21 protein-coding genes and 1 tRNA gene are annotated in these 18,970 nt (G+C 41.1%); 5 read left to right on the forward strand and 17 right to left on the reverse strand.

From position 1 onward, the window contains the following. Positions 1-4 precede the first annotated feature (4 nt). The 5 genes from WC848_04875 to WC848_04895 form a co-directional block, all read right to left on the reverse strand. Positions 5-295 carry a hypothetical protein gene (locus WC848_04875; GenBank protein MFA5961988.1) on the reverse strand — a complete coding sequence of 97 codons (291 nt, stop codon included), beginning with the start codon at positions 293-295 and terminating at the stop codon, positions 5-7. Positions 296-342: 47 nt separating this feature from the next. Continuing rightward, positions 343-1,413, reverse strand: a complete 1,071-nt coding sequence (gene mnmA / locus WC848_04880; protein ID MFA5961989.1) for a tRNA 2-thiouridine(34) synthase MnmA — start codon at positions 1,411-1,413, stop codon at positions 343-345. Positions 1,414-1,578: 165 nt separating this feature from the next. Beyond that, positions 1,579-3,468, reverse strand: coding sequence for a type IV secretion system DNA-binding domain-containing protein (locus tag WC848_04885; GenBank protein MFA5961990.1), 1,890 nt, complete (start codon positions 3,466-3,468; stop codon positions 1,579-1,581). A 13-nt stretch (positions 3,469-3,481) separates the two neighbouring features. Continuing rightward, the gene (locus tag WC848_04890) at positions 3,482-4,759 is read right to left on the reverse strand and encodes a hypothetical protein (GenBank protein MFA5961991.1); all 1,278 of its coding nucleotides are present in this window, start codon (positions 4,757-4,759) and stop codon (positions 3,482-3,484) included. A gap of 62 nt (positions 4,760-4,821) precedes the next feature. Further along, a complete protein-coding gene (locus WC848_04895) occupies positions 4,822-5,883 on the reverse strand; it encodes a sigma factor-like helix-turn-helix DNA-binding protein (GenBank protein MFA5961992.1) in 1,062 nt (353 codons plus the stop codon). 98 nt (positions 5,884-5,981) lie between these two features. Between WC848_04895 and dprA the strand changes: the two genes are divergently transcribed. From dprA to WC848_04910, 3 genes are all read left to right on the forward strand, one after another. Further along, positions 5,982-7,064, forward strand: coding sequence for a DNA-processing protein DprA (dprA, locus tag WC848_04900; GenBank protein MFA5961993.1), 1,083 nt, complete (start codon positions 5,982-5,984; stop codon positions 7,062-7,064). A gap of 127 nt (positions 7,065-7,191) precedes the next feature. Then, positions 7,192-9,450 (forward strand): type I DNA topoisomerase, encoded by a 2,259-nt coding sequence (topA, locus tag WC848_04905; GenBank protein MFA5961994.1) that lies wholly within the window; start codon positions 7,192-7,194, stop codon positions 9,448-9,450. A 184-nt stretch (positions 9,451-9,634) separates the two neighbouring features. After that, the gene (locus WC848_04910) at positions 9,635-11,131 is read left to right on the forward strand and encodes a RelA/SpoT family protein (protein MFA5961995.1); all 1,497 of its coding nucleotides are present in this window, start codon (positions 9,635-9,637) and stop codon (positions 11,129-11,131) included. A gap of 175 nt (positions 11,132-11,306) precedes the next feature. On the opposite strand, the gene WC848_04915 is transcribed toward WC848_04910, so the two are convergent. From WC848_04915 to WC848_04945, 7 genes are all read right to left on the reverse strand, one after another. Then, the gene (locus WC848_04915; protein MFA5961996.1) at positions 11,307-12,299 is read right to left on the reverse strand and encodes a hypothetical protein; all 993 of its coding nucleotides are present in this window, start codon (positions 12,297-12,299) and stop codon (positions 11,307-11,309) included. 42 nt (positions 12,300-12,341) lie between these two features. Next, positions 12,342-12,494 (reverse strand): hypothetical protein, encoded by a 153-nt coding sequence (locus WC848_04920; GenBank protein MFA5961997.1) that lies wholly within the window; start codon positions 12,492-12,494, stop codon positions 12,342-12,344. 23 nt (positions 12,495-12,517) lie between these two features. Further along, entirely contained in the window at positions 12,518-13,210 is a 693-nt protein-coding gene (locus WC848_04925; protein MFA5961998.1) for a methyltransferase domain-containing protein, read from the reverse strand. A gap of 29 nt (positions 13,211-13,239) precedes the next feature. Then, positions 13,240-13,617, reverse strand: coding sequence for a hypothetical protein (locus WC848_04930; GenBank protein ID MFA5961999.1), 378 nt, complete (start codon positions 13,615-13,617; stop codon positions 13,240-13,242). A gap of 75 nt (positions 13,618-13,692) precedes the next feature. Then, positions 13,693-13,953 (reverse strand): pyrimidine/purine nucleoside phosphorylase, encoded by a 261-nt coding sequence (locus WC848_04935; protein MFA5962000.1) that lies wholly within the window; start codon positions 13,951-13,953, stop codon positions 13,693-13,695. 51 nt (positions 13,954-14,004) lie between these two features. Further along, positions 14,005-15,003, reverse strand: a complete 999-nt coding sequence (locus WC848_04940; protein ID MFA5962001.1) for a ParB/RepB/Spo0J family partition protein — start codon at positions 15,001-15,003, stop codon at positions 14,005-14,007. A 10-nt stretch (positions 15,004-15,013) separates the two neighbouring features. Next, entirely contained in the window at positions 15,014-15,802 is a 789-nt protein-coding gene (locus tag WC848_04945) for a ParA family protein (protein ID MFA5962002.1), read from the reverse strand. 120 nt (positions 15,803-15,922) lie between these two features. On the opposite strand from WC848_04945, the gene WC848_04950 reads away from it, so the two are divergent. Together WC848_04950 and WC848_04955 are read left to right on the forward strand one after the other, a co-directional pair. Then, positions 15,923-16,004, forward strand: a tRNA-Leu gene (locus tag WC848_04950). 121 nt (positions 16,005-16,125) lie between these two features. After that, positions 16,126-16,629 (forward strand): transposase, encoded by a 504-nt coding sequence (locus WC848_04955; GenBank protein MFA5962003.1) that lies wholly within the window; start codon positions 16,126-16,128, stop codon positions 16,627-16,629. Between the two features lie 66 nt (positions 16,630-16,695). Here WC848_04955 and WC848_04960 read toward each other — a convergent pair whose 3' ends face one another. The 5 genes from WC848_04960 to WC848_04980 form a co-directional block, all read right to left on the reverse strand. Continuing rightward, positions 16,696-16,965, reverse strand: a complete 270-nt coding sequence (locus WC848_04960; GenBank protein ID MFA5962004.1) for a hypothetical protein — start codon at positions 16,963-16,965, stop codon at positions 16,696-16,698. 1 nt (position 16,966) lies between these two features. Then, entirely contained in the window at positions 16,967-17,644 is a 678-nt protein-coding gene (locus WC848_04965; protein MFA5962005.1) for a hypothetical protein, read from the reverse strand. Positions 17,645-17,804: 160 nt separating this feature from the next. After that, positions 17,805-18,257: a GatB/YqeY domain-containing protein gene (locus WC848_04970; GenBank protein MFA5962006.1), complete on the reverse strand. Its 453-nt coding sequence runs from the start codon at positions 18,255-18,257 to the stop codon at positions 17,805-17,807. Positions 18,258-18,270: 13 nt separating this feature from the next. Continuing rightward, complete coding sequence (locus tag WC848_04975; protein ID MFA5962007.1) at positions 18,271-18,525, reverse strand: hypothetical protein; 255 nt, start codon at positions 18,523-18,525, stop codon at positions 18,271-18,273. Between the two features lie 54 nt (positions 18,526-18,579). Then, complete coding sequence (locus WC848_04980; GenBank protein ID MFA5962008.1) at positions 18,580-18,936, reverse strand: histidine triad nucleotide-binding protein; 357 nt, start codon at positions 18,934-18,936, stop codon at positions 18,580-18,582. Positions 18,937-18,970 lie beyond the last annotated feature (34 nt).

Raw genomic sequence — 18,970 nt, forward strand, 5'->3', positions numbered from 1 at the left:
AAAATTAAAGCAAGTTTAGTTTCTTTTTCAGATGTTTGACTTCATCATCCTTAGATAAGATTTCTCTTGCAACAATTTCGTAGCGCTTTTTTTTACTATCCAATTCTAGTCTGATCCGCTCACCATCTTGCTTCAACTTTCGCAGTTCCGCATCCAGTGTTGTTTTTTCATTAGTGAGTTTTCGCGTGTCAGAATCCAAAATTAAAAGCTCCATTTGAATTCGCCTTTTTTGACTTTCTTTGGCTGCGTCATCCGTACTAGTGTTGCTACCGCCGGAAGAATTTCCCATGTACATATGTTTCAATTTTATAATTTTTAATTTTGTAATTTTTAAAAAAGTAATTAAGTTATCACGCCTCCGCCCAAAACTTCTCCATCCTTGCCATAAAAAACTACCGATTGTCCTGGTGAAATGGCTTTTTGAGGTACATCAAATTTTACCTGGCAAGTTTTTTCACCTTTATCACTTTTAACTATAGCACAAACAAGCGGATTATGATAGCGCGTCCGCGCTAAAACAGCCAGGGGAAACTTTGGTGTGATACCTCTTGTCCAAACAACGTCTAATAATTTAATCGCTTTTCGCGCAATTGCCAAGTGTTTCAAATCATTAGCCACGATCAAATTATTTTTTTTCATGTCTTTGGCCACAACAAAATATGGTCCTGTTCCACCAATCTCAATTCCCTTTCTCTGCCCGATCGTGTAAAGTGGCAATCCGCGATGCTTACCAAGCAACTGTCCTTCAGTATCGATGATTTTCCCCTTTTTTAGATTTATGTTTTTCGCCAAAAATCTCTCCAAGTTATTATCCGCCATAAAACAGACATCTTGCGAATCAATTTTATCAAAAACCGGCAAACCAAATTTTTCCGCCAATTTCCGCACATCAGCTTTTTGATATTCACCAAGGGGAAAAATAATCCGCGCCAATTCTTTTTGGCCTAAGCGATAAAGGAAATATGACTGATCCTTTTTTCCATCATTTCCCGGTAATAATTCATAACTTATTCTATTACCAGCCTTAACATTTTTAAGCCGAGCATAATGACCCGTCGCCACAAGATCTATTTCCATTTTCTTAGCCATTTCTAGGAGCAATCTGAATTTCAGCTGAGCATTACAATGGACGCAAGGATTGGGAGTTTTACCGCATACATACTCAGCAAGAAAATATTCAATTACGGTTTTTTTAAAGTCCGCGCGCGCATCAATAACTGTCAGAGGGATGTTCAAAGATTCACAGACAATTCTTGCATCAGACAGTGCTTTTTTTATTTTTTCTTCCACGTCCCAAAAAAGCAAAAAAGCCGCACTTACAGCGTATCCCATGTTCTTTAATAGCGCACAAGAAACTGAGGAATCCACACCACCAGACATTCCGACTAGAACTTTTTTTTGTCGTATAGTCATAATATCTATCGAGGAATTCTTTTCGCCGGATTGAAAATCGCAGACTGAGGCGCGCTAGCAACAATGTTATCTCCAACAGACAAGGCAAACCAGGCCACAAGGAAACTCAATACAAAAATAAAAATTAAAGCCAACACAGAAGAAATTTTTTGATTCAGATCAAATCTACCCATTGTTATTTTTACTACTATTAATTATATTTCTAATCCCTTCTTTGTCTAAGTTAAGCTCTTTTTTGGGCGTCTTAAACTTTCTGGGCTCAATATAGGAAATCTGACCGAGACTAATTTTTCCACTATCACGCAAAAGTCCCGCGGGATGAGAACTGTTCAACTCTTCCCGAACCGCTGAGTGGCTACTTTTCGCTTCATTTCGCACGGCAGGATTGTTCTGTAGCTGCACCTTCGCTCTCGCTCTCTGATAGTCTCGCAAGCATTCTTTGCAAAAAGTTTTTCGGCTTGGGTCAGGCTTGAAAGGTACGATTATTTTCTCTTCGCAAGTTGAACAAATTGCTTCAAATAGTTCTTTCCGCTGTTCATCCTTCTGGATCAAAACTTCTTCTTTTTTTCGCTCATCATTCTGCCTAATTTTGGGCGGGGCTTGACTTTCCCTTGAGACATTCTCCTCAGGAACAATTCGTTCTTCAATCACTCTTGGCGAAGTCGCAATCGTATTCTCTGCTCGAGCTGGCCTTTGTTCAATCCTAGCGGGACTAGCTGCGCGCTGATTATTATTAGAAGAATCAAATTCATCAAACCCAAGTCCTACATCCATTCCGCTCCAACGAGCAATTTTTTCCGCCACTTCCAAGCGCGATTTTCCATAACGCTCACGCGAAACTGCAATCACTTTTTGCTCTCCATCAATTGTGTCGGAAATGTCAGCTGGAGGCAATGTCCGCGCCGAAAAAGCATCACCGGCAATGCCATCAATCATCAGTTTCAAATAAATATCGTATTTAGACAGATTAACAATATCATTCATCAGAAAGACCGGATCAAATTCTTTTTCCAGCGCCTCCGCATCTTCGGCGCCCACTCGGAAAGAAACTATGGTACCCACATTACCAAAAATCGCATCACGCACGGTGGCATTGCCATCAAAAATTAATTGATTGATGTATTGATGCGCTAAAATCAGAGCCAAGCGGTATTTTCTGGCTTCTGAAAGAATGTTAGAAAAAGATTCCGTGGCAAAATTTTGAAATTCGTCAACATAAAGATAGAAATCCTTTCGATCATTTTCAGGAATATCCACCCGACTCATTGCTGCCAGTTGAATTTTGGTGATAATCATACCGCCCAAAAGCCGCATCGCATCTTCACCGATCCGTCCCTTGGAAAGATTGACTATGAGAATTTTCTGATTATCCATAATTTCACGCATATCGATCGTCGATTTTGGTTGCCCAATGATATGGCGCACCAAGGTATAGGACAAAAATTGTCCGACTTTGTTTTGAATGGCAGCTACAGCTTCTTTTCTGAATTTATCTTCCCATTTGTCAAACTCATTGATCCAAAAAGCTTTCACGACTGGATCAGTAATTTTTGTATAGACTCTTTTGCGATAATCCTTATCACTCATCATCCTATTCACTCCCAAGAGCGTCGAACCAGGATAATCCAAAAGCGCCAAAATCGCATTATTCAAAATATACTCCATCCGCGAACTCCACACGTCCGGCCAGATTTTCTTAAAAACTCCCATCATGCCTGATGCGACAAGATTCTTTTTATCCTCATCGACTGCTTCCAAAATATTAAAAGCTACCGGAAATTCAGTGTCCGATGGATTGAAATAGACCACGTCATTAATCCGGTTAGCGGGAACGGCGCGGAGCATCTTCTCGGCAAATTCACCGTGTGGATCAACAACACAAACACCCTTGCCATTGCGGATATCCTGGATCGCCATATTTTCCAACAAATTAGATTTTCCCATGCCGGTCTTACCGATGATATACATATGCCGGCGACGGTCGTCTTCTTTTATTCCAAAGACCCGCTCTTGATTGCGAAAATTGGTTTTGGCGAAAAAATTAATATTAGACATTTATGTATGTTAATTATTCAACTGGTAAATTAGATGGAGCTGCTCCCAGCTTGGAAGTCGTCTGAGTTATCGCATGTGATTTGACTGACAAATCTGGAAAATGAAACATTGTTGCTAATTCCTTTGTGGAAAATAACATATTGACTCCGTCCGTATTTCTCCGACGATAGCGGTCATAAATTTTTCTTTTACGAAAATTAGAAATCCGCTGAGTAAAAAAACCTGTTCCATAGGTCTTACTAATATCTTCGGGCTTGACTTGATTCATATTAAGATCGTTAAACTGCTTTATTGCCCCACTAAACGCACTGACAAAAGATTTATCAAAAACATCTCTTTTTCCTAGAACGATCAGGCGCATCTTAGTTTTGAAAAAATTCTTACCTAAATTTTCCTCTACTGCTTTCAAGACCTCCCTTTCAATCGGAGAGAGCCTAGTGTCAAGCGGCAACTCATCTTTTTTCTTGGCCAACTCTTTAAATTCCGGCGGACCAAAAACCCCGGGGAAAATATTAAAAAATACGTCTTTAATATCATGCCACAACCTTCCTTCGGTAACGGCTACTGGTCGACCTTTTAATGTATTCGCCAATGCCTCACCGCCTTTTATCGACTCCCCTTCCTGCACTGGCACTAACATATATTGCAACCAAATATGTTGCCCCGGTCCGAGCGCTCCCATCACCTCTACCATCGCCGCCATCGGGTCAATCATTTCGCCAGTAATACTTTCTTCAAACTGATCGTAGGTCTTAATTGGATAGTAAGGCTCTTTTTTTACAAACTCATAATCCGCCCCCCAAAGATCCCAATTGCGATTAGGAATGACTTTCGGAAACTTATTATAATAATCTTCGACTTCCAAAATTTGTGCCTCAGGATATTGCGCATAAATCTGAGCTTCAATCAAATTGCGATATTTCTTCAAGAGCCGAAAATAGAAATGCACACTGCCTTCCTCGCCGACCAACTCTACTCCAAACGGATCCTGGCGATATGCACCATTAAGCCAAACATCAAAATTATTATGCGTCGTCATTACGCCAGTCATTCCGGCGTAGATAATTTCCATCGGCTTGGGACCGCGCTCGATGTCGCGAGGCGGAATCACTTCCAGGATTGTCCATTTATATTTCGAAAACCAAGAATCGCTTGAATAAATAGCGACGTAATCCTTCCAAACAATCCCAAAGATATACCAGACTGGTACCGGCAGTATCAACCACCAAGAAGTAGCGAAAACGCTTCCGAAAGTATTTAAAATATCAAAAGTATTTACAGAACCATCCATTGTAATTTTTATTTTAGATAAATATAGCCCATGATTCCTCCCTTTGGAAAAGGGGGAGAAAACTATCTCCTTAATCTATATCCACTGCCCACTTTTTCAAAATTTTTGCCATTGAGGTTGATCATGATCGTAGTCCGTTTCACCTTGCGTACTTCAAAAACTTTTTGCACAATTTCTTCTCGATCCAAGGGTTTTTCGCTCTTCGCTAAAATATCTTTAAGCACATCCTTCACTGCTCCACCGAAATAGCCCCACTCGCCCAAAGCATAGATGCCTCGGCCGATCAGCACAAATCGCTCATCCTTGATTAGTTCATTGTGGATCGTTTGCGGATGCACCTTCTTCGTTCCCAGCTTATATTTCTCGATCAATTTCGCAATCTGGGTAAAATGCAATGGCGCTTTTTCTTCTTTTAAAACCAGATAGATCTTTTCACGACTGCCTTTCGGACTGACTTCGGGCCAATTGCGCATCCCCCATTTGCCAAATTTGTTTTTCTTAACTCCAGAAAGGACATTCAAATAACACAAAACGTCTTTCTTGGAAAATTCCGGCAAACGTGTCACCAACTCTTTGGAAATCTGATCATCACTGAGCAGCTGCTTATTTTTCGACAGCATTTCCTCGGCAGCTTTTGCCACTTTCAAAACTTTTTCCAAAACATTTTCGGCGGTCACCCAAGACCGTTCAATTCTGTTCTTGTGGGCAATGGCTTGGATCTTTTGGGAATAACTAACCAAAAAACGCATCGCGTTTTCTTCTTTCTTTGATCCATCAGGATTCAGCTCGGTCAGAATTTCCTCTTCCCTGATTATACCACATTTTTTTTCAACTGCCAAAAATAATTGGTTTTCCGCTTTTTGAAAATCTGCTTCTTCGCAAATCTTTCCGATGCTCTTTTTGGCATCAGAAATGATCTGGCGCACCCGCTCCCTAGTTATGCTATAGTCAGAGCCGATCTTTTCTAAGGTTTGGACGGAAAAATCGCCCATAAGACCAAAACGTTTTTTCAGAATCTCTTGTGCTCTTTGGGGCAATTGGACTAAGATTTTTTCGGCGACATCAAAAAAGGAGTTCTTTTCTCCAATTTGCGAATTATTGCGCTTATTTGTGTTTTCCACCATCGTTTTTGCCTTAAATTAAGTTATTTTCGACTTCCAGAAATACTAGCACATAATCAATTAATTTGTCAAGCCTCCGACCCCTGTGGTACTCTTGAGGAATGAAATATCTCCATGCATTGAATAAAATTGAAGGCGTCGGAACACAAAGACTAAAATTACTCCTGGCTGAATTTGGCACAGCCCAGAATGCTTGGCAGGCCAGTCTTTCCGATTTGCAAAAAGCGCTGGGCGGAGATATCTTGCCGGAACGGATTTTTTTTGAAAAACAAAGAATTGATCCGGACGCGGAATGGGAGCAAGTGGAAAAATCCAACATTCAGGTGATCGATTTTTTGAGTCCAAGCTATCCCAAACTGCTCAAAGAAATCCACAGCCCGCCCTATCTCATTTATACTCGGGGAAATTTAGTTTTTGATTCCACGCCCGCCATTGCTATTGTCGGCTCACGAAAATTTTCTAATTATGGCGAACAACTGGCTAGCACCTTTGCTCGTGATTTGGCAAAAGCCGGTTTTGTCATCGTAAGCGGTCTCGCGCTGGGTATCGATGCCATTTCACATCGCAGCACGCTAGAAGCGAGAGGCAAAACGATTGCGGTTCTTGGCGGAGGGATTGACAATGAAACCATCTATCCGCGCGCTAATTATAATCTCGCTCAAGAAATCATCTCCAGTGGCGGAATCGTCATGAGCGATTATCTACCAGGCACGCCCGCTACCGCCGCAACTTTTCCCGCCAGAAACAGAATTATTGCTGGTCTCGCACTTGGCACGCTTGTCGTGGAAGCTGGAGAAAAAAGTGGAACATTGATTACAGCTAAAATGGCACTGGAAAGCAACCGCGAAGTTTTTTCCATCCCCGGTTCAATTTTCTCCCCCACTTCCATCGGCACCAACAACCTCATTAAATCCGGCGCCAAAATGGTCACTTGCGTGCAAGATATCCTGGAAGAATTCGATCTTTCGCAGAGCCTGACAGAAACAAAACAAGCCACACTCAAATTGCCGGAAAACAAAGAAGAAGAAATTCTCCTCACAATCCTATCTGACGTGCCGCTCCACATCGACAATATTGCCAAGCAATCAAAACTCTCAGTATCAGCAATTTCAGCCACACTAATGATGATGGAAATCAAAGGCTGGGTAAAAAATCTCGGCGGGCAGAATTATATTCTTTTGTAACAAAACTTGGAGAAAATCCAATTCTGGTTTATGATAAATAGCGAACGCTTAATTCATTGTACAAATATTTTCTAATAACAATTCGTATGTCCGGCATTCGTGACGCCGGTTCGCGAAGCGAATAACTATGAAACTGATTATTGTTGAGTCGCCGACCAAGGCTAAAACTATCACTAAATTTCTTGATAAAAGTTACACGGTCAAATCCAGCTATGGCCACATCCGCGATTTGCCGGTGAAAGAAATGGGCATTGATATCGAGCACGATTTTGCCCCGCAATATGTCATTCCCAACAAAGTCGCTGATCGCGTCGATGAGTTGAAAAAGCTGGCCAAAAAAGCCGAAAGTGTGATTCTGGCAACTGACGAAGACCGCGAAGGAGAAGCTATTTCTTGGCACCTTGCCACGGCCTTGGAACTGGACAAGCATTTCAAGGGTGAAAAAATTGCCCGCATCGTCTTTCATGAAATCACCAAAACCGCCATTGAAAAAGCGCTCGCCACACCACGTGAGATAGATTTAAACTTAGTCGATGCCCAACAGGCCCGGCGCATCCTTGATCGCCTGGTTGGTTATGAGCTCTCGCCTTTTCTTTGGAAAAAAATCCGCCGCGGACTGTCCGCCGGCCGCGTCCAATCGATGGCGCTGCGCATCATTGTCGAACGAGAAAAAGAAATCGATAAATTTAAAGCGGAAAATTATTGGAAAATAAATCTGACTTTGAAAACTAAGTCTGGCGGAAAGGATTCCGAATTCCCGGCCGAGTTGGTCAAAAAAAATGAAGAAAAGATTGAGGCCGTCACCACGCTGAAATTGTTCGCCGGTGATTATAAGATCAAAAAAACAATTCTCACGAAAGAAAAAGGCGCCCTAGATATTATCGCTGATCTAGAAAAATGTGACTACCAAGTTGAGGCACTGACCAAACGAGAAACAACCAAAACTCCGCCACCACCTTTCACAACATCCACCTTGCAACAATCCGCTATTAGTAGTCTTGGTTACAGCTCCAAACAAACGATGACCTTAGCGCAAAAACTCTACGAGCAGGGCTTCATCACCTATATGCGTACAGACAGTCTCAATCTTTCCTTGGAGTCATTGCTCTCTGCTCAAAAAACGATCCATAAATTGTTCGGTAAAGATTTTGCGCTCAAAAGTCCGCGCTATTTCAAAAATAAATCCAAAGGCGCACAAGAAGCCCACGAAGCCATTCGCCCGGCTTATCCGGAAAAAACGCCCGAAGAACTCAAGTCTAAACTCGAGCCAGGACAGTATAAACTATATAGACTGATCTGGAACCGAATGATCGCTTCCCAGATGGAATGCGCCGTTTTCAACTCTGTCAAAGTCGATATTTCCGCTAAAAGTAAAGCCAGCAAAAATGTCTATGCGCTGAGCGCCAGCGGATCGACCTTGACTTTTGAGGGCTATCTGAAAGTCTATGCCGATAAAAAATCGGCGACAACCGACACGCTTTTGCCTCCAATGGAAAAAGGCGACGCACTGGAGCTGGCATCTGCCACATCCGAAGGCAAAACAACCACCCAACCTCCACGCTACAATGAGGCAACGCTTGTGAAAGTGCTGGAAGAAAATGGCATCGGCCGACCATCTACCTATGCGCCAACCATCTCCACAATCATTGATAGAAAATATATCGATAAAAACGAAGAGAAGCGACTCTTTCCAGAAGAAATCGGCACATTAGTCAGCGATCTTCTAGTCGCCCACTTTCCTCAAATCGTCGACATGACTTTCACCGCCACACTTGAAAAAGATTTCGACGAAATCGCCGAGGGCGCCAAAAAATGGGTGCCGGTCATCAGGGAATTCTATGAACCGTTCCATAAAAATCTCCAAACCAAAACTAAGGAAGTGAAAAAAGAAGAGTTTCAAGAAAAGCTGGACAAGAGTTGCCCGGATTGCGGCGGAGATCTGATCATGAAATTTGGCCGCTTCGGAAAATTTATCGCTTGTTCCAATTATCCCAATTGCCGTTACACAGAAAAAACTGGGGCGGAAAAAAAGATTGAGGAAGAATTTTCCGGAGAGATCTGTGAAAAATGCGGCGCTAAGATGGCAGTGAAACGGGGAAAATTCGGTGTCTTTCTAGGTTGTTCCAACTATCCGACTTGCAAAAATATCAAACGGATTGAAAACAAAACCGGCGTCAAATGCCCCAAATGCAAGGTTGGCGATATCGTCGAACGCAAATCCAAAAAAGGCCGTGCCTTTTTCGGCTGCAGCACCTACCCGGCATGCGATTTCTCCCTTTGGAACAAACCGACCGGAGAAGTTTGTCCTACCTGTGGATCACTCTTAGTTTTCGCCGCCAAAGGCAAAACCAAATGTTCCAACAAGGAATGTAATTTTGAGAAATAGCATCCATATCCCCTTCGCCCTTAGGGAGAAGGTGCCCGAAGGGCGGATGAGGGAAAGGGCATTACATTAAGATAAAACTAACTTTATTTAGATTTTATCCTAACCCAAAGCCCTTGCCCTCACCTGTCACGTGCTCGTGACATCCTCTCCCGAAGGGCGAGGAGGCGTTAAAAAGAATAATTTTATGTCTATCGAAGCAAAAATTACCATTGAAGATGTCCTGCGTAACGTCAAGTTCAATCTGGAATTCAAAAAAGAAGCTCTGATCCGCAGTGCTTATGCTGTCGCGGAGAAAGCCCACTTGGGCCAAAAACGCAAATCCGGCAAAGACGACTATATCCAGCATCCTTTGCATACCGCGCTCAATCTGGCGCGTATCGGCTTGGGTTCCAAAACGATTGCCGCGGGACTTTTGCATGATGTGCCGGAAGATACAACTGTCACGCTCAAGGAGCTGGAACTAAAATTTGGCAAAGAAATTGCCTGCATGGTTGATGGTGTCACTAAACTGGGTAAGATAAAATTGCGCGGAGCGAAAGAAGATAATTATTTGGAAAATCTGCGCAAGATGTTTTTGGCCATGGCCTCAGACATCCGCGTCGTTCTCATCAAATTAGCCGACCGTCTGCACAATATGGAAACGCTAGAATATCTTCCGCCTGAAAAACAACAGCGCATCGCGCTGGAAACGATGGAAGTTTTTGCCCCGATCGCTAATCGCCTGGGAATCGGAGAGATCAAGGTTCGCTTGGAAGATTTATCGTTCAAATATCTCGATCCGGAAAATTTCGCCGCGACGGAAAAATTAGTCATGGCGGAATATGGCCAAAGAAAAAAATTCATCGACAAGATGGTCATTGAACTGAAAAAGGAATTGACCAAGGAAGGGATCAACGTGCTGGAAATTTTCGGACGCACCAAGCACATCTACAGCCTCTACCAGAAATTAAAACGCCACGATATGGACATCAGCAAGGTCTATGACCTCCTGGGCATCCGCATCATTGTGTCAGAACTGGCCAACTGTTATGAAACGCTCGGCATCGTGCACAAAAAATATCGTCCACTGGTCGGCCGAATTAAGGACTACGTCTCACTGCCTAAACCCAATGGCTACCAATCGATCCACACCACGATTTTTGGACCAGAAGGCATCTTTCTGGAAGTCCAGATCCGCACCAAAAAAATGGACGACGAGGCGGAATTTGGCATTGCCTCGCACTGGATCTATTCGGAGAAAAAAAGAAAACTGAAAAATTTCTTTATGAAAAGTAAATATGCCGTGCCGGACGAAGAATTAGCCTGGGTCAATCAGTTGCGCGAATGGCAAAATGATCTTGGCAAGGATGACGCCGAGTTCATGGAAAGTCTCAAGATTGATTTTTTCAAAAATCATATTTTTGCGTTCACTCCGCAGGGAGATATAATCGACCTGCCGGAAGATGCCACGCCGATCGATTTCGCCTACCGCATCCACGGCGAAGTCGGCAACCGCGCGAATGGCGCCAAAGCCAATGGCAAGATGGTTACTTTGGATTATAAAATCCAAAACGGCGAAGTGATCGAGATTCTCACCACCCGAGATCAAAAAAACCCCAGCCGCGACTGGCTGAAGTTTGTCCGCACGTCTCTGGCAAAAAGTCAGATTAAGAAATATTTGAAGAAAGAAGGGTTGTTATAAAAAATCTACTTTCCATTCTTTTCTAAAAAAAAGGGAGGGTGGCAATTTGCCCCCGCCCTGTCGGCTCAAGTCTCTCCGACTTGCCTGCCTGCCTTTTGGAGGGAAATATTTATTTCTAGTCCAGCTTTGGAAAAAAGCTGATTAGAGCTACAAGGCGAATTCCGCTTATCACCTTTTACTCCTTGTTTATTTTTTTAATAGGATACAGCAACCTTGCTGAATCAGGTTGATTTTTAATTGGCGTTGATATTCCGTTGTTGGTTATTTTCAAACTTCCTCCGCGACTTCTAATATTACCAGCAATACTGCCAAATATTTGGGAGTATAAAGCGAAGTCAGTTGGCACACGATATTTATATGTCAATCCTTCCCCTCGAGCTTCATTATCTATTGCAATAATTTTCATATTAGTATCCCCACTTTCAGATTCTAGCATTTCACCTATTTTCGCAAAAGGCAATGCATCAACATCATACTTTGCAAAAGGATCGTTATCATTGGTGGTTGGATTTTTTAAATCATAAGAACGAATTTTGTGATAATGCGGATCGTACAGAACAACTTCATTTTTTTCCTGAATTCTTATCCATTCATGACCAAACGAGTGTGTTTGACACTCCATTTGACCAACTTGCTCCGTAGATCCCGCTATTGTCTGCACACTCAGAGAGGGGAAAACTTTTTTCAAAATCATTGAGGATATTAACGATTGGCCAACGCAAGCACTACTTTTTTTTATCAAAATATCATTACTACTGCGGATGTTTTCATTAGCAAGACTAGACTTTATTTCTTGCTTCATAGTCTGTTCTAGTAATTCAATTTTCCCAATAAGCGTAGAGGGTGAATTCTGTCTTAAAGAATTTTTATACTTATTTTCTAGTTGCAAAAATTCAAACGTTTTACATTCTAATTTTAACGGTGTAGCTCTTACCTCGGGAGGATTATTGCTGTAAAATAATTTATCATTATTTAAATCAAATTCAGGAAAAGAAAAATCTACAAACAAAATATCCCCGCTGTGAGTTTTTATTTCAAAAATATTATCCCCGTTTAATGTCCGCTTTTTTTCTATCTTAAAACCACTGTTTTCAAATAAAGCATCGGGTTTATTTTTTTCGTTTTTTCCACCAATTCTATTAAATGTCAACCTCTGATCTATACCCATAGTTATAAAATTAAAATCGTATTAAAGTCCCTCGAGAACATTTTAATTTTCAAAATATAATTCTAGTGCTTCATCCAAAGCGCATAGTGCCTCTTTTTTAGTTTTTCCAAAACTGGAAACATCCACGTTCAAACATTGAGCAACATAATATTCCCCTTCCTTCCAAACCACGTTTTTTAGATCGATTTTGCGCATATAAATATTTCCGTTCCTAAGCACTATTTATTTTTCCTTACAATTATTGAAAATTGATTATCGTCAGCCAATTCTCCGTTAAATTTTTCTGGATTAAGCAGCGGATTATCAATGAACTTCAGGATTGCATATCCTTTATTTGAAAAATAATCCCTGAAAAAATCTTTACTATACCTATTAAAGTATGTTTTGTATTCTGGATTAAATGGTTCTTTTCCAAAAATCTCTTTGTTATTATTTTTTAACTCCAAAACATTTATTGCAATTAATCCATTCTTTTTCAGTATACGATCGAATTGATTTAGAATTTTCAAGCATTCATTATCATCAACATGGGTTAACGTAGCAAAACAAATTATCACATCAAACAGTTCCTTTGAAAACTCTAAATTTCTAATATCCATTACCTGAAACTCTGCTTTGCGTGCATTGTTTTTTGCGACTTCTATCATATTCTTTGCCGCATCGATTCCAACAACTCTAAATTTCTTTGAACATTTCTCAGTTAGATATTTAGGATATTCTCCCGTGGCTGTTCCTGCATCTAGGATCACAGCATTTTCTTTTAATTCTGAAACTATATAATCTATTTCTTTTTGAAATTGAACATTCTCTCCCAGATCTTTGGTCTTAAAATACTCAATATACTCCTTCACGATATTATTATAAGTTTCAACGGTCGTATCTGTTTTATTTTCTTTTTCTTTTTTGTCCATATTGCATCGCCTTTTCTTCGCAATTAAAATCACATAACTTTCAAATAATCAGTATCTTTGTTTCTATCTATCAGCTTATGAGCGTGTTTCATTTCTTCTGGTGTATAGATATAGATTATTTTAAATTTTCCAGAAGTTGTTTGATTAAGATTGTTGTGAATAACTTCAATAACATGAACAAGTCCCCAGTAAAGCCATTCACCATCTATATTTTGAGCCAGAAAATTACGAACAGGCGGTAAATGATACATCCTAACCTTAGGCTTATCTTTAAACTCAAAAATTTTACCTTCAAAATCAGAAGCAACAATTGGCTTTATTTTATGTTGCTCATAATCTAATTCTTTTGGAAAACCCTGCTCCCTAGATATTTGCAGAGTATCATTCATCTCGATGAAACTGCCCATAATTTTAATTGCTAATTTTAAAGGTTTGCTTTTTTAAGATTTTACCATAACGCTGAGTTCCACTATATTATATTCTTATTGATACAGACAAATATAGCTAGAGGTTTCTTTTGCTACAATAGTAAATGGCGCACCTTGCTTGACTACAATCTCTTGACCTGGTATGCATTGCTCATTATTGATTTCCAGTAATCCCGTTAAGCACTGGATTGTTTCTTCACGATCAGGCGTAAAGGTGTATTTGCCAGGCTCGACAACTCCGACCGATTTATCGAAACCATTGTTACTAAACTCAATGTTTTGAAGACCGCCGTTTGCGTAGCTGTTGTGTTTCATAAAAATTGTTTTAATTGTGCTAAATTTTGTTAATAATATTTACGTTCGATCCTACTTCCCAATCCGCTCAATATTCTCTGCGATATTTCTCAGTTCCTCTTCGGAATAAAATTCAATCACAATTTTTCCGCCTGCGCCGGATTTTTGCAATTTAACTTTGGTGTTTAGGGCTTGAGAGAGATTATCCTCAAGGGCTTTTTGTTCCGGGTCAACGCTGACCTGGCGACTGTGCGTACGCACGGAAACTTCTTTTGTCTTATTTTCCGTCTGACGGACAGTGAGACCACTTTTGAGAATCAGATCGAACAGTGCTTTTTGTTTTTCCGGATTTTCCAGTGCCAAAATTGCCTTGGCGTGACCTTCGGTAATCTTGTCTTCCATTAATGCCTTTTGAATCTCTACAGGAAGGTTCAGGATTCGAAGCTTATTCGCCACCGTCGAACGACTCTTGCCCAATTTGATGGCCGCTTCTTCTTGACTCAAATCAAAATCCTCCATCAATTTTTGATATGACCGCGCTTCCTCGACTGGATTCAAATCATGCCGCTGGATATTTTCGATGATCGCCAATTCCAGTTTCTGTTGTTCTGTCACGTCACGTAAAATTACCGGGACTTTCAGAAGGCCTGCCAATTTGGCTGCTTGAAAACGCCGTTCACCGGCGATGATTTCATATTTCTCACCATTGCGACTAACCACGATCGGCTGGATAATGCCATGCTCCTTGATTGAGTTGGAAAGTTCCTGTAATTTCGTCTCATCAAAATGAAACCGCGGCTGATGCGGATTAGGCACGATCTTGCTAATTTCAACTTCATTATCTTCCAAAAGTTTTGGCGCAACATCGCTACGGAGCTCAGCTCCGGTGCTCCGGAGCTGAGCTCCGTTTCCGCCGGGCACCTCTAATTTTTCTGCGCGTGTACCGAAATAATTAAAATCCGCTTCCGGCTTGGTGATTTTTTTCTCCCCCTCGTCAGCGCCCGCGCTAGTTGCTTTTCTTTGTGGGATGAGTGATGATAATCCCCTTCCCAGTCCATAGTTTTGTGCCATTTTTTTATTTTTAAACTGAAAACTTTTTAACTTCTTTTTTCTCCAGCCCGATCACTTCCTTGGCAAAATTTTTATAGGATCTTGCACCGCGCGAAAAAGAATCAAATCCGAGGATTGATTTGCCAAAGCCAGGTGCTTCAGCGAGACGCACACTTCGTGGAATGACACTTTCGAAAACGTGCCCAGGGAAATGATCTTGCACTTCTTTCACGACCTGACGTGCCAAACGATTGCGCTTGTCATACATCGTGAGCAGTGCACCCATAATTTTGAGATTTGGCTGCAAATTTTCTTTCACAAGCGTGATGGTGTTCAAAAGCTGACTCAGTCCTTCCAAGGCAAAATATTCGGTCTGCACAGGAATAATCACTTCGTCGCAGGCTACCAGACCATTAATTGTGAGCAGGCCAAGGCTAGGCGGAGAATCAATAATGATATAGTCATAATTTGTGCGAATTTCACGCAAAACGTTATAGAGCCGAAATTCCCGATTGTCCATATGTACAAGTTCTATCCCCGCTCCCGCCAAATCTTGCGAAGACGGAATCAGATCATGCCCCAGTGTTTCCGTACGCATAATAATTTTTGAAGGATGTTCGCCCAAAATCATCGAGTGATAGAGACTTTTTTCAATCGTGCGGATGTCAAACCCGAGGCCCGATGAAGCATTGCCCTGCGGATCAAGATCGACTAGGAGCACAAATTTCCCCGCCGACGCCAAATAGGTCGCAAGGTTGATGGCCGAGGTAGTTTTACCCACTCCGCCCTTCTGGTTGACTAATGAAATAATCTTTGCCATAATCAATAAGTGGTTATTCGCTTCGCGAACCCGTATTGCGAAAACGGGACATGCGAATAATCTTTGTATAATGAAATTATACTACAATTTTTGCATAAGTCCAAATAGCGCGAAAACCGCGCCGATGTGGTGAAATTGGCAAACACGCACGACTCAAAATCGTGTACCGCAAGGTTTGTGGGTTCAAGTCCCACCATCGGCACAAAAAATATTCTTGTCGCAGGAACGAGCTAGCAAATTAGTGTCGCCCGCCTTTTGGCAGGAACGGGTTTGTAACCCGTTCCGCATAGCTTACAATCTTTTTTAGCTTATCAAAACAAAAAATGCCTTCGGTAAAAATACACAAAGAGTTTAGCTCAGGAACTTATTTCCTCACTTTTAGTGTTAAAAATCTTTATTACTTCTTCGATCAATATTATCGGTGGAATATCCTAGCTGATTCGCTAAAATATTGCCAAAAAGAAAAGCAACTAAAGATCTATGCTTTTGTGTTTATGCTAAATCATCTCCATCTAATAGCTAGCTCACCAGATGTTTCTGGTTTTGTTTGCGATTTCAAAAAATTTACTTCAAAAGAATTTCACAGAAACATTGAAAGCACAGAACCCAATGTGCTGAAATTATTTTTAGACGCCGATGGAAAATATGAATTTTGGGAAAAAACCAATATGCCGAAAATAATCGAAACCGAGGAATTTTATTTGCAAAAAGTAAATTACATCCACAACAATCCAGTGAAGAAAAATTATGTCACTGAACCGGAGCACTGGCATTGGTCGAGCGCAAATCCGCACTGTGAAATTACGCCTAATAAAATTTATAGCTAGTAAACTAAAAGGAACGGGTTGCAAACCCGTTCCTGCTGTTGGATGCGACAATAATTCCTAGAAGACTTACTTCTCCAACTCTTTAAGTAATTCGATCTCCTTATTGACTAATCTTTGCCACAAAATTTTGTCATTTTTTACTATCGATTCCTCCTTTGCTCGATAAATATCCACTAAGTTCTCAAGAAAGTCGGGATTGTCTTCTAATAAAGCGACGAGCTCACATAGCTGATTATCATTAGCTTGGGACAGCAAATTAATCATATACTCTCTATTATTTTCAGACAGAGAGGAATTCATCATTAAGTTTATACCTTTTTCTGTATTTGTTGCCATACTATTTAGATTTGAATAAGTTATCTATTTTAATCTGAATTGTATGATCTTTTTCGTCATTTAAACTAATCTTGCTCTTTTTCGGGAGAACATTTCTACCATCACTCGTAAGATCCTGTGCTAATGGATGAGCAATAAAAAAATTTCCAAGATTGGTTCTGAAAGATTGACTACCTCCATCTGAATAAATCTCTGCTTCATTAATTTCCGCCACTTTTCCACCAACAACAATCTTATAACTTTTCAAATCAGCCTTTCTCCATAATTCAGCAACTTTCATAAAATCAGCATCTTTTATTTTTTTCTGATATTCGACATCATCCTCTCTCTGATAATTCGTTTTATATATTTCAAATGGTATTTTTCCGTCAATAGTTCCAGAGATTAGAAGCTGTAATTGCTCTTTGGATTCAACTTTAGTGGCCATTTCTCCAGCTATTGCAGATTTTGTTTCAATGGCAACATGCCCCATTGATGAACTAACTATAAGGGTGCCCAAAACAAAAGCGCGCATAAGTTTAGAGGCTCTAAGTCCTCCGAGACTAGCTCTTTTTAAAACTTCTTCCTCATAAGTTAAAAAATTCTCAACGCCCCCTACTGATTGAAATTCGACAAAATCCCCACTCTTTTCCTTGCGCATATCTCCGCCACCCAATACAAACACCTGTTCCATTTTCATAAGATTATAAAACTATTTAATTTATCAATTATATATAACCTAGCATTTTTTCGAGATCAGGGCAAGCCAACCCGCTCCCTCCGATGGTCCTTACAAACTAAAAGGAACGGGTTACAAACCCGTTCCTGCAATTAGATGCGGTAATAAATTTCTGAACGCTTTATTTCCCCAATTCTTCCTCAGCAATCTTTTTGACCAGGTTTCCATCGGCTTGGCCCTTCAACTTTCCCATTGCTGGTCCCATCACTTTGCCGATTTCCGCCATTCCAGTTGCACCAACTTGGGCGATCACTGCTTTCACCGTTTCACGCACAGTGGCCTCGTCCAATTGGGCTGGTAAGTAGGCAGCCAGAATTGCAATCTCTTGATTTTCTTTTTCCACGAGATCAGCGCGTCCGCCGGACAGATATTGCGCGGAAGCATCTTTTCTTTGTTTCACCGCTTTCCCAATCACTTCCATCACTTCCTCGTCAGAAAGACCGGATTCCCGTTTTTGCTTTTCGATCTCGACGTTTTTCACCATCGAATCAAGCATCCGGAGCGTATCACGCTTCACTGTATCCCCGGCTTTCATAGCGGCTTTAAGATCATCAAGTATGGTTTGTTTTAGCATATGTTTTATAAGATTACTTGATCAATTTCTTTTTGACGTTTTTGAAGTTTTGATCGTCAAATTTGCCCATTTTTTTGAGCTTATTCACAACTTTACGCACTTTTACCTTATACATCGCTCCGGCGCGCAGTTCGCGTTTGCTTTTTTCATCCTGGCGAAAACGCACTTTTCGGGCGCGCATCAAAACTCCGCTCTGCTGGATGCGGCGGCTAAAGCGCCTAATTAGGCTTTCCGGTGACTCACGTTCTTTCTTTTTTACCTCGATCATAAAAAACCTCCTTTCTAAGTTCAACCAAATTACAAAACAATCAATTATCTAATTTTAGCGATCCGCCCAAGGACGGATATTCTCATAGAGCCGGACTCCACCGATGAGGTGCATATGCAGGTGCGCCACCTCTTGTCCGCCCCATTCACCGACCCGAGTAAGTAGTTTATACCCTTTTGGCGAAATGTCAAAGTCAATGGCAATTTTCTTGGCGACGAGCACCATCCGCCCAGCCAGGTTGACATCTTTCTCGGTCAGGTCATTTAAGCTCTCAATGTGCTTTTTGGGAATAATCAGAATATGCACTGGAGCCAAGGGACGGACATCCTTAAAGGCCAAGATATCATCATCTTCATAAACAACAGAAGCGGGAAGTTCCTTGTTGATGATTTTGCAAAATAAGCATTCCATAATTTTTCCTCGTCACGCCGAAGCTTCAACAGAA

The organism is Parcubacteria group bacterium, assembly GCA_041659505.1.
In the GTDB taxonomy this organism is placed as follows: Bacteria; Patescibacteriota; Minisyncoccia; order Moranbacterales; family UBA2206; genus UBA9630.

Excerpts from the sequence above, each read along its gene's own strand:
- WC848_04970 (MFA5962006.1), bottom strand. The coding sequence starts at position 18,257 with ATGCTAAAACAAACCATACTTGATGATCTTAAAGCCGCTATGAAAGCC.
- WC848_04960 (MFA5962004.1), bottom strand. The coding sequence starts at position 16,965 with ATGGCAACAAATACAGAAAAAGGTATAAACTTAATGATGAATTCCTCT.
- WC848_04885 (MFA5961990.1), bottom strand. The coding sequence starts at position 3,468 with ATGTCTAATATTAATTTTTTCGCCAAAACCAATTTTCGCAATCAAGAG.
- WC848_04915 (MFA5961996.1), bottom strand. The coding sequence starts at position 12,299 with ATGGGTATAGATCAGAGGTTGACATTTAATAGAATTGGTGGAAAAAAC.
- topA (MFA5961994.1), top strand. The coding sequence starts at position 7,192 with ATGAAACTGATTATTGTTGAGTCGCCGACCAAGGCTAAAACTATCACT.
- mnmA (MFA5961989.1), bottom strand. The coding sequence starts at position 1,413 with ATGACTATACGACAAAAAAAAGTTCTAGTCGGAATGTCTGGTGGTGTG.
- WC848_04965 (MFA5962005.1), bottom strand. The coding sequence starts at position 17,644 with ATGAAAATGGAACAGGTGTTTGTATTGGGTGGCGGAGATATGCGCAAG.
- WC848_04925 (MFA5961998.1), bottom strand. The coding sequence starts at position 13,210 with ATGGACAAAAAAGAAAAAGAAAATAAAACAGATACGACCGTTGAAACT.
- WC848_04940 (MFA5962001.1), bottom strand. The coding sequence starts at position 15,003 with ATGGCACAAAACTATGGACTGGGAAGGGGATTATCATCACTCATCCCA.
- WC848_04895 (MFA5961992.1), bottom strand. The coding sequence starts at position 5,883 with ATGGTGGAAAACACAAATAAGCGCAATAATTCGCAAATTGGAGAAAAG.
- WC848_04975 (MFA5962007.1), bottom strand. The coding sequence starts at position 18,525 with ATGATCGAGGTAAAAAAGAAAGAACGTGAGTCACCGGAAAGCCTAATT.
- WC848_04980 (MFA5962008.1), bottom strand. The coding sequence starts at position 18,936 with ATGGAATGCTTATTTTGCAAAATCATCAACAAGGAACTTCCCGCTTCT.
- WC848_04935 (MFA5962000.1), bottom strand. The coding sequence starts at position 13,953 with ATGAAACACAACAGCTACGCAAACGGCGGTCTTCAAAACATTGAGTTT.
- WC848_04945 (MFA5962002.1), bottom strand. The coding sequence starts at position 15,802 with ATGGCAAAGATTATTTCATTAGTCAACCAGAAGGGCGGAGTGGGTAAA.
- WC848_04930 (MFA5961999.1), bottom strand. The coding sequence starts at position 13,617 with ATGGGCAGTTTCATCGAGATGAATGATACTCTGCAAATATCTAGGGAG.
- dprA (MFA5961993.1), top strand. The coding sequence starts at position 5,982 with ATGAAATATCTCCATGCATTGAATAAAATTGAAGGCGTCGGAACACAA.
- WC848_04910 (MFA5961995.1), top strand. The coding sequence starts at position 9,635 with ATGTCTATCGAAGCAAAAATTACCATTGAAGATGTCCTGCGTAACGTC.
- WC848_04955 (MFA5962003.1), top strand. The coding sequence starts at position 16,126 with ATGCCTTCGGTAAAAATACACAAAGAGTTTAGCTCAGGAACTTATTTC.
- WC848_04875 (MFA5961988.1), bottom strand. The coding sequence starts at position 295 with ATGTACATGGGAAATTCTTCCGGCGGTAGCAACACTAGTACGGATGAC.
- WC848_04920 (MFA5961997.1), bottom strand. The coding sequence starts at position 12,494 with ATGCGCAAAATCGATCTAAAAAACGTGGTTTGGAAGGAAGGGGAATAT.
- WC848_04890 (MFA5961991.1), bottom strand. The coding sequence starts at position 4,759 with ATGGATGGTTCTGTAAATACTTTTGATATTTTAAATACTTTCGGAAGC.